The organism is Catalinimonas locisalis (assembly GCF_038039535.1).
In the GTDB taxonomy this organism is placed as follows: domain Bacteria; phylum Bacteroidota; class Bacteroidia; order Cytophagales; family Cyclobacteriaceae; genus Catalinimonas.
Genome location: NZ_JBBPHP010000024.1, coordinates 26,475 through 40,528, shown reverse-complemented (window position 1 = coordinate 40,528; position 14,054 = coordinate 26,475). Strand labels below are relative to the sequence as shown.

The 14,054-nt window shown below is 44.8% G+C and carries 10 protein-coding genes; all 10 read right to left on the bottom strand.

The window, feature by feature from the left end:
* Positions 1-26: 26 nt before the first annotated feature.
* Complete coding sequence (locus tag WJR50_RS22520) at positions 27-2,291, bottom strand: hypothetical protein (RefSeq protein ID WP_341295587.1); 2,265 nt, start codon at positions 2,289-2,291, stop codon at positions 27-29.
* Positions 2,292-2,326: 35 nt separating this feature from the next.
* Entirely contained in the window at positions 2,327-3,379 is a 1,053-nt protein-coding gene (locus WJR50_RS22515) for a polysaccharide deacetylase family protein (RefSeq protein ID WP_341295586.1), read from the bottom strand.
* A gap of 18 nt (positions 3,380-3,397) precedes the next feature.
* Positions 3,398-5,311, bottom strand: coding sequence for a PfkB family carbohydrate kinase (locus WJR50_RS22510; RefSeq protein WP_341295585.1), 1,914 nt, complete (start codon positions 5,309-5,311; stop codon positions 3,398-3,400).
* Between the two features lie 79 nt (positions 5,312-5,390).
* Positions 5,391-5,858: a D-glycero-beta-D-manno-heptose 1-phosphate adenylyltransferase gene (rfaE2, locus tag WJR50_RS22505; protein ID WP_341295584.1), complete on the bottom strand. Its 468-nt coding sequence runs from the start codon at positions 5,856-5,858 to the stop codon at positions 5,391-5,393.
* 9 nt (positions 5,859-5,867) lie between these two features.
* On the bottom strand, positions 5,868-6,779 hold the full coding sequence (locus WJR50_RS22500) for a dihydrodipicolinate synthase family protein (protein ID WP_341295583.1): 912 nt from the start codon (positions 6,777-6,779) through the stop codon (positions 5,868-5,870).
* A gap of 5 nt (positions 6,780-6,784) precedes the next feature.
* The gene (locus WJR50_RS22495) at positions 6,785-8,320 is read right to left on the bottom strand and encodes a sodium:solute symporter family protein (protein WP_341295582.1); all 1,536 of its coding nucleotides are present in this window, start codon (positions 8,318-8,320) and stop codon (positions 6,785-6,787) included.
* A complete protein-coding gene (locus WJR50_RS22490) occupies positions 8,311-9,606 on the bottom strand; it encodes a hypothetical protein (protein WP_341295581.1) in 1,296 nt (431 codons plus the stop codon). The genes WJR50_RS22495 and WJR50_RS22490 overlap by 10 nt, the downstream gene beginning before the upstream one ends.
* A gap of 3 nt (positions 9,607-9,609) precedes the next feature.
* On the bottom strand, positions 9,610-10,758 hold the full coding sequence (locus tag WJR50_RS22485; RefSeq protein WP_341295580.1) for a sialidase family protein: 1,149 nt from the start codon (positions 10,756-10,758) through the stop codon (positions 9,610-9,612).
* Positions 10,759-10,865: 107 nt separating this feature from the next.
* Positions 10,866-12,239 (bottom strand): purple acid phosphatase family protein, encoded by a 1,374-nt coding sequence (locus tag WJR50_RS22480; protein ID WP_341295579.1) that lies wholly within the window; start codon positions 12,237-12,239, stop codon positions 10,866-10,868.
* Between the two features lie 112 nt (positions 12,240-12,351).
* Complete coding sequence (locus tag WJR50_RS22475) at positions 12,352-14,037, bottom strand: SusD/RagB family nutrient-binding outer membrane lipoprotein (protein ID WP_341295578.1); 1,686 nt, start codon at positions 14,035-14,037, stop codon at positions 12,352-12,354.
* Between the last annotated feature and the right edge of the window lie 17 nt (positions 14,038-14,054).

The following is a 14,054-nucleotide window of genomic DNA, read 5'->3' as shown; positions in this document are numbered from 1 at the left end:
AGTCGATTAATTTGAAATTTTCAATCTTAAATCACCTTATAGTAACGTGCCATCCAGTAAGGCAGAAGGTACTCCGCACCGGTCAATTCACGCTTTCCATCACTCCCTCCATCCATTTTGAAAGGATTGGCATTATAGCGCATAATAGGTCTTTCCGCAGCAGGCAACAGCTCTTTAGTAGCCTGCTCTCTGAAATTAGGCTCCAGAAAAGTAAGGTCCTTACGATGCGAATTTTTTACAGTATACCGAATCAGATCCATAGGGAAATCTTTCAAAGCCCAAAGGGTAGATGCTTCATCAAATGAGCCTTCGGTACCCAATGTCACCAGATTCCAGACAGGATTACGTTCGGGTTTCTCAATCGCCCAGTGATTGCGTATGGCTTCTTCATAATCCTGCTGTAGCGAATCATTGAAAGCATGCCGATGAATCACCCAGTAGGTCAGAAAAGCCATTTCGTCATCAGAATGATTCCAGCCACCTTCCCCCATATTATTACCCTCATAGACATATCCGGGAGTAGATTTGATCTCCTCCATAGGAATCATAATATTCTCCAGGTATCCATGCTCCTGCATCATCTTATAAGCCTCATCTTTGTAAATTTCTTTTCCCGTGAGGTCATAGCCTAATTGCAGACCGGCAATGAGATGCAGACTTCCCAGGCGGCGATCGCCTATCGTTCTGGGGTACCAGTTGATGTATTCGGGATTCCAGCGGCCCCACAAAGTAGGTTTGCCATCTATGTCCACGAAGTAGTAGTCGTTTTCAATCATATGGGTAAGAATGGCATCCATAAAATCAGCAACTCTCTTTTTTTCTCCTTCGGTTTCCGCCAGGAATTCATCCATAACGGAAGCGACATAGATATAAGCCACAAATTCATCGCTGCTGGTATGGCCTTTCCACTCCCACTCAGGATCGGGAGAATCTCGCCAGCGGTCGGCATCAGAAACCTTATAGCCTTTGCGTTCAAATGTTCTGGAGGGAAAGCCTTCCAGTTGGTTGATGGACAGCAACCTTTCAAAGGCCTCAAAACACTCCCAGGCATTGTGTTTTGCTTTTGCCTCTCCTGTCACCGCATAGCGAAATGCCTGACTGCCCAGGTAAAAAGATGACCACAAACCATCGTTATCGGTATCAATCATTTCTGCTGTGGTAATGTCGGCAGGTTCAGCCATATTCATCTCAGCGATAAAGCCATAGCGGATGTGTCTCTTTCTGATTTTCTCTTCAAAATACGCAGCTTTTTCCGCTAAAGTTTGCGACTTGAATTTCACTTCATTCAAACCAGTGGGGGTAAGCAGGTACATATTTCCCTTGCTGTCAGTGGCCATATCTATAACATTATCCTGATCCAACCAGCGCCGGGATGCGTAATACCTGAAGCTTCCATCTGCTTGGCGCATGTAAGCGCCCTGAGCGGTAGCTGCCCAAAGCCCTTTATCAGTGCTGGCAATTTTACTTATCTCAGGTACCGGGACTTTGTTAATGATGCCGAAGGTTCTGCTCCCGTTCAGACAGGAAATTCCGTAGTAGCCATTGGATGTCCCCAGAATAATTTCATCTTCTCTGAACGTCATACTATTTACATCCTCCACCTGATGCAAAGCATTTAGCTTTTCTGCTTCCAGACGATACAGTTGCTCATCGGTCAGCACATAAAATTCCCCGCGATGTATCTGCATTTCCTGAATATCTTCACCCGGATGCTTTAGCTTTTTCAGTTTACCCTGCTCATATAAAGCCAGTGACTTAGGGCCAGCCAAGAGCACTGCACCATTACGGTTGACTGTCAAACGGTCGTAGGTAGATGCAGGAATATTACCATAGGGCATACCTGCGTGGGCATTGGTTAGCCACTTATCGGCATACAGGTAATAGAGATAGCCGCTTTCTTCCTGAATAGCAATATCAATGGGCTGCTTATCGGCCAGCGGCATGTAGCTTAAGTCTTTTACCAGCATATCGTCCACCACTCTCAATAAACCCTGATCGGAAAGCACGTAGACTATATCATCATAGTTCACCACTACCTTTTGCAAGTTTGCGCCTTCAGCTTCTTCACCCAGGGTGTATTTTACGGATACAGCTTGCTCAAAGGGTAAGTCAGGCTCGGTAGCATAAGTAGCTGTTGCAATAAAAAATAGTGATATGCTAAAGAACAAATATTTTCTGAATTTCGGTTTGTGAGACACAAACCCAGGTATTAGGGTATTGATTTTCGGTTTGTGCGAACCGTTCCACATCGGCACAAACCGAGGCCATAAAAAAAGGCAAAGATTTTTCATTGGACTAGCTTTGTTTGGGGTTGATCAATTTGGTTTTACTTATCAAGGCGGTCTCGTCTTGCTTTAAGTTCCCGCCAGGTGGTCATTTGAATATTATTGTCTTTGAGGTATTGCTTTAGACGTGGGTCCATCATGGCCAGCAGATCTCCTTTGCGGGACAAGCCTGAACCTGATATTTTTGGGAAAACTTCAGTAGGGTCGGTACAATGCACAATCACCATAGTCACTCCTGGCTGCATGTTTTCAAACAGCTCTTTGAACTTCTGTACTTTCAGTTCATGAATATTTTGCTCGTTTCTTTCAACGCCTTCTGCTAAGGACCAGTCTCCGCTAATGGTATGCAGATCATCCAGCACCGGCAGGCCTGCTTTCCAGACCATTTCTCCTACCTCTCCTGCTTTGCTTACCGCTTCGGGTAGAGGAACTTCCATCCCTTCTTCGTATTTGCCAGCTTCCTTGAGCCTGCGAATTCCTTGCTCGCGGTAGCCCTGCATAAGTAAGGTATTATGTCCGCCGGGAAGCATAACCGGAATATCATATTCTACTCCTACTTTGATGTATCTTTGAATGAACTCATCCGTGGCGAAAAGCGTACCCATGTGCGAATCCAGATGGGTGGGTTGATATCCCAGTCGCAAAGTCCGCTCTACCTGTTGGCGAATTTCCTGCTCCACTTCATCAGGACTGGCATGTGTAGCTACCTGCTCCACCGTATGCCACATGGCTCCTTCTTCATCTACCAGACCGGGGACTGTAGGAATACCGCTCAGGGGGTGCCAGCGATAGTCTTTCCACTCCGAGGTCAGTGTAAGGTGCAAGCCAGCATCAGTTTCAGGATTTTCTTTTACATATTTCACAAAGCTGGCTGCCCAGGGACAGGGCATCATGATGCTTACCGAATTGGCAATCCCATTTTCCATAGCCTGTATTGCTCCCTGATTAGAATCATACGACATGCCCGCATCATCCACATGCATGATGAGCAGCTTCTGCCCTGCTTTCCAACCCAGTTTTTCAGCGTAGGTCTGCGCTTCTGCTTTCATAGAAGAGGCCAAAAGAATGAAAGTAATGAATATTGAAAACTTCATATTGAACGAGATTAAAGACTAAGAAGAACTTACAGATTCCTCCTTAGGATCAAGGAGTAGCTTTTCTAAAGCAGAAATTTGTGCATAGTCAGGAATAATGATATGTGCTCCGGCGCGGATTAGTCTTTCCCGCTTGTGCTGGTTGAGACCATAGCGCCTCAGTTCATCGGAAGCGATACCTACACATAAGGCCCCAACTTTTCTACCTTCCCGGATCTCAGATGGACCATCTCCCATGACAATGATTTCCTCACCTTCGGCCTTTAACTCTTCTCTGAGGTATTTAAGTACCTTACGTTTGGCACTTTCTCCATCGGGCTTGGCACCGTATATACCTCCATCAAAATCAGCAGCATAGCCCAGGGCAGTCGCCTCTTTGATCACATATTCTTCATCGGTACCGCTGGCCAGGTAAAGCTTTATCCCTTTTTCTTTCAAGAGCTGAATAAAATGAATTACACCCTTGATGGTGAAATTCTGAATATGCAATTCTCCTTTCTGAAAACGTAAAATTCTTTCTTCCACGTGCTGGTTCAGATGATCAACATACCGGGCTTTGTACTGCTCGGCACTTAGAATTTCCTGAGCAGGCATATGTCCTTCGCGATTTACCAAATCCACCAGACCTTCCATCTGTACAATAGTAGGAGCACCAGTAGTCTGGCTGATAAGCTGATTTACTTTTGCAGAAAGCGCAGTCTTTTCTTCATGACTCATGGAAGAAAGTTTGTTACCGGCTATGCAATCCAGCATCATATCGTGCATCAAAATTTCCCAGCCTTCTCTCAGTACTGAGATGGTTCCATCATGATCCATGACTACATAGCGAGGCTTTTTATTCCGCCCAAATTCTTCTACAATTTCTATATCCGAATCATCATAAAAACGAGCTTTGGCAGGATGAGCAGCCAGGAAATTATGGTACACGTAAGTACATTTTTTTTCTAGTTCCACAATTTCTTCAGGTGAAGCACTACCTGTCTGTTGTAGCTTTCCCACTGTGATGGCTGAGGCCAGGTTTGCAATTTTAAGGCTTTCGTCAACATTCACTTTGGCGGCTAGGCAGGCACCAAAAGTGCTGATGGCAGTATCGCCAGCACCCACCGGATCGGTTTCTCCATCATGCCACACCCCAGGAATGCTGTGGTTCGTTTTTCCATCGTTATACATCATCCCATTTTCACCTCTGGTAAGCAGTACCGGAGCCTTAAGTTGATGGCTCAATGCAGCAGCCTTTTCTTTACAAGTTTCATCATCACGCTCGTCAAAAGGCAGGATGTCCAGCAGACGTGCGGTTTCTTTAGTATTGGCCTTAAGCAATATTCCGCGTAGACCCGAAGCTACATTGCGCATGTCGGCTACAAATAGACAATTGGAAAATCGCTTCGCCAGATTATTGAGTTTTTGCACCATTTTTTCATCCAGCAGGGGTTTAACGAACTGCTGATTGATAATCAGTAAATCCAGATGGGGCAGTTGAGCTTCTAAATGCTTCAGTACTTTCTCCTGCATCTCGGGATCTGGCTCGTTGTATGAACCAAAATCTAAACGGTTATCTTCTTCTTTACCCATCAAGGGCTTCACATAGGCAAAGCTGCTCCAGTTTTCAGACTGAATCAGCATACCGCTGGTGTCTACTTTGCGGGAGTGGAGCAGATACAGAAGCTCACGTCCCCAGAGATCAGCAGCCAGCAAGCCAAAAGTTTTGATATCAGCTACTCCCAGCTCACTCAGGTTTTTGACAATATTGCCAGCAGCTCCCAGATAGGTTCTGCACTCACCGGCACGATATACTTCCTTGGTAGTTTCCAAAGAAATTTCTCCCGTTTCTTTATCAATTGGATAGTAAACATCTACCGCAAAGTCCCCAATGACACCTACTTTGAGTTTACGTATGGATTTGAAGACAGAGTCGTAAGTTTGATCTTTCATAGGTTTAAGTTTTGTAAAGTTGGAAGTCAGTAGAGCGAAGTCAGAAGTTGTATTAGCTTCGGTCTTCCGACTCCGGTCTTCAGTCTCTTTCCTTCATCTGTTGTATTGTCTTAGTAGTAGAGTAGCCGTCAACAAAATCAATCAGGACTACTTCCTGCGCAAATTCTCGGCCTATCACATCTTCCAGCTTGTAGTCTCCTCCCTTGACCAGAATATCCGGTTTGATCTGTGAGAGCAGTTTATGCGGGGTATCTTCTCCGAATTTGACCACATAATTGACACATTCCAGGCTTTCCAGAATATATGCACGGTCATCTTCATCATTGATCGGCCGGCTTTCACCCTTCAGCCTTTTTACCGAAGCATCAGAGTTCAAACCAATGATCAACAAATCTCCCAGCGAACGGGCTTTCCGCAGATAGGTCGCATGCCCACGGTGTAGAATGTCAAAGCAGCCGTTGGTGAATACGATTTTTTTACCTGCCGCACGATCTTTATCCAGCTTTTTCAGCAGATCAGGCAGGGCATATAATTTACTTTCTTCCATGGTAATAATTTATAATGCTACTTCAAATTTTTTCAAAAACTGCCGCATTGCTTCTTTTTCAAGATGATCCAAAGGTGCCAGCGGCAAGGCCACATGTTCCTGGCAGATGCCCATCTCAGACAAGGCAAACTTAATTCCCTGAATGACTGTCTTTCCTCCCTGATAAAGCGTATGGCTGATGCGCATTACCTGCGCCTGTAAAGCTTTTACTTTCCGGATATCTCCGGCTGCTGCTGCTTCGTACAAGCTGACGTACAAACTTGGAAAAGCATTGGCACCACCATTGACTCCGCCATCAGCTCCCATCAGCACCGATTCACCCAGCAACTCTTCCGGCCCAAGCAGATAAGTTTTATCAAAATCCTCACCCAGCTTATGCTTCATCTGATGAAAAGCCATCATGCTGCAGGTGCTATCTTTGTATCCTGCAATCTGCGGCAGCTTTAATAACCTCCCCACAGTTTCCTGTGAAAAAGCATGCGGGCTATGACTGGGTATATTGTAAATGTAGGTGGGAATTTTGATCGCATCAGACAATCGCACCACATAATCGTAAAGTGCTTCCTGGGAACAGGGAAAATAATAGGGAGGAGCCACTACTACCCCGTTTGCACCTGCTTTTTCTGCCTTTTGAGAAAACTGAATTGCTTCTTCCAAACTGGTATCACTTACCCCTACCAGCACTGGCAGTTGACCACTTACTTCCTGTATGCTTTGTTTCAACATTTCATAGCGCAAGCGATAACTCAAACTTACAGCCTCTCCGGTAGTGCCCAGAATAAAAAGTCCGTGTACTCCTCCATCTACAATATGTTTGAGCAATTTAACTACCCCCATCTTATCCAATGTGTGTTGATCCAGAAGTGGAGTGGCTACCGGAGGAATAATTCCTTTTAATTTATGTGTGTTATTTTTCTGCATTTGATCTAACTTACTTTGATATCTTTTGCTTTCAGCGTGGTCCAAACCGTTAAGCCGTCTATTTCTTTCTTATTTTTGATAAAGAAACTAAAAATATAGGCCAGCGCAATAAAAAGCAGGTTGACGATCACTCCTACCCAATAAGCCTGAATATTTACACTGACCACTTCGGGAAGTATACCGGTGAGGCTTATACCCAGATAAAGGTTAACCGTTACCGATATCACCAAAGCCAAAAGTACGGCCCGATAGCCTACTCTGGTTGTGAAAAAACCAATCATAAATAAGCCTACCAGACAGCCTCCAAAAACGGAGGAGACTATCCAACTGATATCATTGATACTTTCTTTTTCTATGACACTAAAGAAAAACGCACCTCCCATCATAAAGATAGAAACGCCTATGGCAATATATCTTGCTATGCGTAAGTAGGTAGTATCGCTTTGTCCTTTGAGCCAGTAGGGTTTGAGAATATCCACTACACTTACGGTAGCAATAGCATTAATGCTTGAATCCAGGGTAGACATTCCGGCGGCCAGCACTGCGGCAATGATCAGCCCGGCGACGCCAGCGGGGAGCTCATTCAGAATGAAATAGGGAAACACCTGATCGGCTTCCAACCTGTTAATAGTGATTTCAGGAAAGACAGTATAAAAAACGAAAAGCGTGGTACCGATAAAGAAGAACAAGGACCAGGTAGGTAGGGCTACTACCGAATAAATCAAAGTAGCTTTACGAGCTTCTCTTGTACTTTTGGATGCAACATACCTCTGAATCACGTTCTGATCACTGGAGTACATCGCTAGAAAATGGAAGATTCCCAGTAAGGCTACCGTCCAGAATGTTCGTTCGTTCAGGTTCCATTCCATACTCCCCGTACCAAACTTTCGGTGAGTTTCAGCGACTTCAAATACCTGAGTCAACCCACCAGGCAGCTTATCAATCATCAATACCAGGCAGACGATTCCTCCAATCCAGAGCACAATAGCCTGTATGACATCCGTCCAGATTACTGCTTCAATTCCACCAATCACAGTATAAAAGGCTATAAAAACACCTACCAGCATGATAGTGGTTACAATAGGAATGCCCGTAAAAAGATTGATGGGAATAGCTACCAGAAAGAGTATCTGCCCGATACGGATAATTTGAAGAATCAAGAAGCTAACGGTTCCATAAAGGCGTGCTACTGGCCCAAAACGATCTCCCAGGTACTCAAAAGCGGAGGTTAGTTTTCCTCTGCGGAAGAATGGAATAAATACCACTATCGCCAATACTGCTGCCAGGGGAAGCATCAGATTGGAAACCAATTGGCGCCAGTCCAACGTAAAAGCCGCTGCCGGAAATGCCAGAAAGGTAATGGAACTGATAGATGTACTGAGCATTGACAATCCAATCACCCAACCTTTAAAAGAACGGTTACCTACAAAATATTCTTCAGTACTATTATTCGTTCTTGAAAAATAATATCCTAAGCCAGCCATGGCTACCAGATAGATCAGCAATGTGACGATATCCAGTGTTCTAAACTCTATTCCCATATCACAAATCTGGTTTGTGCCCCTGGTAGGTCAGTATGTATATTGACCAGTATGAGACTCAGTACAAAAATCAACACGAAAACGCCACTCAGTAAGCGGAACCACAATGTAAAAGAAGGTTGATAAAGGGATTGGTCGGCTTCCATTTTGAAACTAAAGCTGATACCCAAGCCAATCAGAAGCAGATTCACCCAATACAAATATTCCTTCAGTTCTCCCCCATTAAGCCAGTTAGCGCCCATGACATTACTAAGTATGATGTACCAGCCAAGATATAGCAAGCACAGCAGTAAACCCTCCTGATTGCTCCAGGTTTTAATATTCGCAACCTGCTTTCGGTAATACCAAAAGATAAAGATGCCTAATACAATCAGGCTTCCCCATATCAGGCCGTACTGCAAATTGATCAAGGCAGCAGGATAACTAACTCCTAAATTCTCAGCTCTCCCTAATAGTTTTTCGTAACTAAACGCCTGAATAATGTTGGTGAGAGGTAAAAGAAAAATAAGGAATATCCATCCTATACGGTTAGCTATTTTATCGGGTAAAGGACTCTCCGGCCATTCTTCAGAAAATATACCATAGGCCATACCCAGTCCGCCAAAGAAACCAAGGGTATATTCCATCACATTCCACCAGTTGAACGCAATGTCAGTAGTAGAACCCAGTACCTGGAGAAAGTTTCCGAAAGCAAAACCAAATCCGGCACCTAAACCTGAAAACAGTGCTACTTTTAAACTACTATTATATTGCTTACGATAAGCATACCAGCCCAGCGCTAAGGCTGCGCCTAGACAGGCCGCCCAGAGTTCGGAGCGGGGTGGTGTCATTAGCCACTCAAACTGGTAAATGAGTATGCCCCAGATCAAATAGCCTCCAGCTACCATCTGGGTGATCAGTGAAGCCCATGATACTTTTTTTTCTTCGGTTGAAGCTAGTGATAGTCCGGTAAGTCCACCGCCAATGAAGCCGTAAAGCCCTCCAATAATAAATAAACCCAAAAGGCCATAACTTACATTCAGCATATCTACTCCCCTTCCATAACCTACGACCATACCGTAGCTCATCATACCTCCTACGCCCCAGCCTATTGCTCCTAATGCTACGATTGCTGGTAATCTCTTGTACCAATCCTGTCGTTTAGCCAACACCAGAATTGTCAGCACTCCTATACCTCCTGCCCAGGCAGCGCCATGCTCATGACCAAACTGACCACGGACTGCCCAGGCTGTACCCAATGCCATGGCAGCCAGCAGCAACTTGAATGTTAATCCAGATGCTTTCATGGTTTAGCGGGATTCTAATGCCAGTGGGCTGGAAGGTATTTCATCCAGGGTACCCATCCAGAAAGCAATTTTTTCTCTCTGCCAGGTATAAGTCACCGCTACCGTATCGCCAAAACTGATGATGGCCGGGTAGGAAAACTCATCCGCGCGGCGGTCCGCATCTTCTCCGCCCTCTTCAATATCCAGCATGCGTGGCCATGATTGTCCATTGTCAAATGAAAGTGCTATGGATAAGGGCGCTCTGGCTCCCCAGTTTTTATCATCACGATTGTAAGCCAAGGCCAGTGTACCATCATCCAGCCTGGTTAGATCTATCCCACTGTTGGGGTTAGGCAGCTCGGTTTCGTAGATAGGAGACCATGTTCTGCCATAATCCTCAGAATCACTTCTGCAAATCATTCCGGCGGAACTGCGAAGCAGCATATGTACTTTGCCAGGCTCTGATTCCCAGAGGGTTGGCTGAATCACTCCTTCCTCCACTATCTTTTCTCTATCCAATTCCAGAAACTCAGAAGCCTCCCAGGTTTTACCCTGATCGGTACTTATGTCTACAAAAGCATTCCAGACCTTATTTTTTTCATCTGATGCTCCGGCCAGCCAGTCGCCATTGGATAAAATGATAGGCTTGTTTCTCACCGGACCTCTTCCGCCTTTATCTCCGGGCACTAATTCCTCCGCTTCAGACCAGCTTTCTCCTCCATCGGTGGAAGTTTTCAGCCAGGTTTCCCAGTAATCTATTTCTTTACCTACTTTAAAAAATAATAACACCTCTCCATCCTCAGCCTGAAACAGAACTGGATTCCAATGCGGATCTTCACGGATTTTAGCCACTTCCTGAGGCTCACCCCAGTTGCCAGGACGTCCTTTGGAAAGCCAGATACCTACGTCGTCATTTTTCTCATGCTTACCTCCAAACCAGGCTACCAGAAACTGGCCATTATCTAGTCTTACTAAAGTAGAAGCATGACACTGAGGAAAAGGTTGGTCATCACCAAAGATGAAATCACTTATGGGTAAATTTTCTTGTGCGCTGGCTGTTGTCGTTTCTACATCCTCAGCACTTTGTTCTCCATCCTGCGAAGTAGGAGCACTACAGGCACTCAAAAAAAGACTGAATATTGTTAGTAATGTGAGCGTTGATTTCCATTGCATAGGTTTCAGGTAGTTTAATCGGTTATAGGTTGTCGGTTAATTCACTAAAAATAAGAAGGACAAGGATGCTTCCTGTCCTTCTCTGTCATGCTTTGTCATATGCCAATTTATTCAATTTTTTCAGGAGTGTCTGGAATTTTGTTGACCAGTTTATTGGGCTTTCCTTCTTGTTTCACTAATTGAAAAGCATCATACAACTTACCAGTAGCCGTAAAAGCCTGATACTGAAGTTCATTATCTTCTATCGTGATGATCTGAAACAATTGTGTATTGGCGGCTTTTCTTTCCATCCAGGGATCATTGGAGACATCATACATTTTGGGACCGGATACTGAAACCACATACATGGTTCCCGATGACTCTGACACTACCTGACTACCGGAAGGAACATTTTCTACCATTCCTCTGCCATAGGCATGGTCATGTCCCTGAAGCACAATATCCACATGATGTTTGTCAATGATAGGCTTGAAATGTTCTCTCAATTCTTCATTATCGCGGTTGGGCTTAGTGGAATAAAATGGATAGTGCAGGGTGATCGCTGTCCATTTTTTGGGATCATTGGTAAGCACAGAGTCCAGCCATAGCATTTGCGCTTTTCTAAAACTTTCTGACTCATCAATCTGCTCGGCGTCCAGGGAAATGACTTTGAGGTTAGGATAATTGATTTGATAGCAGGTTTCTTCCAGACCTTTGGGACCGTTGGAAGGAAGGTTAAACTGAGGCTTCCACTGTGGGGCCAGCACCACATCTTCATACTCATGGTTACCCGGCGTCATTACACTGGGTACAGTGGAATGAATGTAGGAACCCGCATGAAACCAGCCTCCCCATTCAATATCACGATTGTGCTCATTGATAAGGTCACCGGCATGCAGCATAAAATCTATCTCCGGCATGGTTCTGTAAGCTTCTCTTATCACCCGTGACCACATGGATTTGACATTGTTTTGTGCATCTCCAAAATAGAGCAGCGATAAGGGTTCATTATCCGGATCAGGCATGTCAAACTGAAACCATTCGCTCCAGTGATCTGAAGACCCTACGCGGTACACATACTTTTTACCCGCTTCCAAGCCATCAATTGTGGCTGAATGATAATGAGCTATTACTTCCGGTTCATTGGCAGGCTGTACACTCAACAACTCAGTTTCCGCATTAATCTGACGAGTATTTTGAGTGAACTGTGGACCATGAGTTGCTTCTGCGATCTCAACAAGAGCGGCTGCAATAGTAGTATCGGTACGAAAATTTACGCCCACTGAGGATAGCGGATTTTCAGTAAGATTGAGGATGATTCTGTCAGGTTCGGCAGATGGGAAAAGTATTTTGACATCCATGGCCAACCTGAGGGCCAGATCATGATTGTAGGTGGGTGAGTTTTTATCTATAAAAGGAGAACCGGGCTGCGCTTGCAGCTTATAAAAACAAGCAAAAATAAAAATGAAAAGTAATAGTGTGTAGGTCTTTTTGATAGTCATTACAGGGGATTAGTTTTTCCTCAATTTAATAAATGCAAAGCTCATTCAAAGCATGAGAAGCGAAACCTGATAGTTCCGCTTCTCAAATTGTATATTTAACTCCAAACTTATTTTACCAGGGCGCATTGGTTCCCTGAAGCAGCCACATTTTGGACCAGGGGCTATCTGCTCCTACTGAACCTGAATAGGGGGTAACTTCCAACCTTTCAATTGCAGAGTTGACATTAGTGGTATTATTATTCAGCTCATCATTGCCATAAGGATAGCGAAGCGCAACCACCGGCTGGTCAGAAGCAGGGCCTACCTGAAGTGCGGGATAGCCTGTTCTGCGGTAGTCAATCCAGGCTTCAGTAGCAGCAGTCCAGCTTGCTACCCATTTTTGGGTGATGAGTTGCTCCAACGTTCCGTCAAAAGCAACACCAGGCTGTGCAATGAAATCATCATACTCATCCCCTTTGCCCCATGTATCCAGCGAAAGCTGAATGGCGTTGTTATAATGTTCTTCGGCATTGCCCACATTCCATCCTTTCAGAGCAGCTTCAGCCAGAATAAAACTTACTTCTGCTGCTGAAATAATTCTTGCTTTCAGTATATCACCTGGAGAACCCGCTGTTGCATAGATGGGCGCCAACTGAGACACATGCTGATTACGAATGCCCTGACCGGGATCAGGGTTTCCATTGTAAGACTCTGGCAAGACTAATCCGGGAGGTAAGCCCACATATAGGCCGGTATCATAAGTAACTTCATTAGGGTTGAAGTGACGGGTAAATTTGGTATCCCTTCTGTCCATAAACTCCAGGTAAGTGTAAGTCACTGAACCGTCGGCAACAAAATCACCATCAGCTCTGATTACACTGTCTACTGCAATTGCGAGATCAGGGTCAGCCACCCATTGTACGGCTACCGGATCAAACCAAACAGAGATGCGGGGGTCATCCGTGCTTACCATCTGATCTACTAATGTCTGGCAGGCCTGCCATCTGGTAAAGGCATCCACATCGGTATATTGAGAAGGCCACACATCATCCGAACCTCCTGTATAGTCCAGCGTCACATCCTGATCAGCTGATTGTAAATACATACCGGTATTGTAGACCTCTTCTATTCCCTGTCGGGCCATTTCGGGCATCTTTGCGGAAACGCGCATGTAATACCTCAGTAGCAAAGAATTGGTGAAGCGCTGCCACATCTCGGCATCGCCACCAAAGTAAAGATCCTGCGAACCATTGACCACATCGGTCTCAGCAGTTTCAAAGATTTGAGCAGCAGTTTTCAGATCTGATATGATACCATTATAAATTGTTTCCTGACTGTCAAAAACTGGATACTCATTTTCTCCGCCTCCTTCATCTCCTTTTACCGCATTGGTGTAAGGCGCATCTCCCCAGATGTCGGTGATATTACCGTATATAAAAGATTTCATGGTGAGCGCTACCCCTTCAAAAAAAGGATACTCTAATTCAACAGCACGTTCTTCCATGAGGTCATTGGTTCTCAACATACCATACCACCCATTCCAGTCAGAGGCACTCCAGTCGTAGTGATTATGTGCCGAGTACCAACCATCTTTCTGCGTATGCTGTACCGCCCCTGCCATATTCTCAAAACCTAACTGCAGATAATCCTGAGCTGCGGGAGCCAATACAGCAGGCATTAATAAGTTAGGATTGGCTGATGAGGGATCAATCCCATTGGGGTTAACATTTATTTCGGTCAGCGTATCATCGCATGCTGAGATGACGAAGATTGCCAGCAGTGCGATTATTGTCTTTTTGATATCTAATATATTCTTCATCACTAAAGATTTAAAGT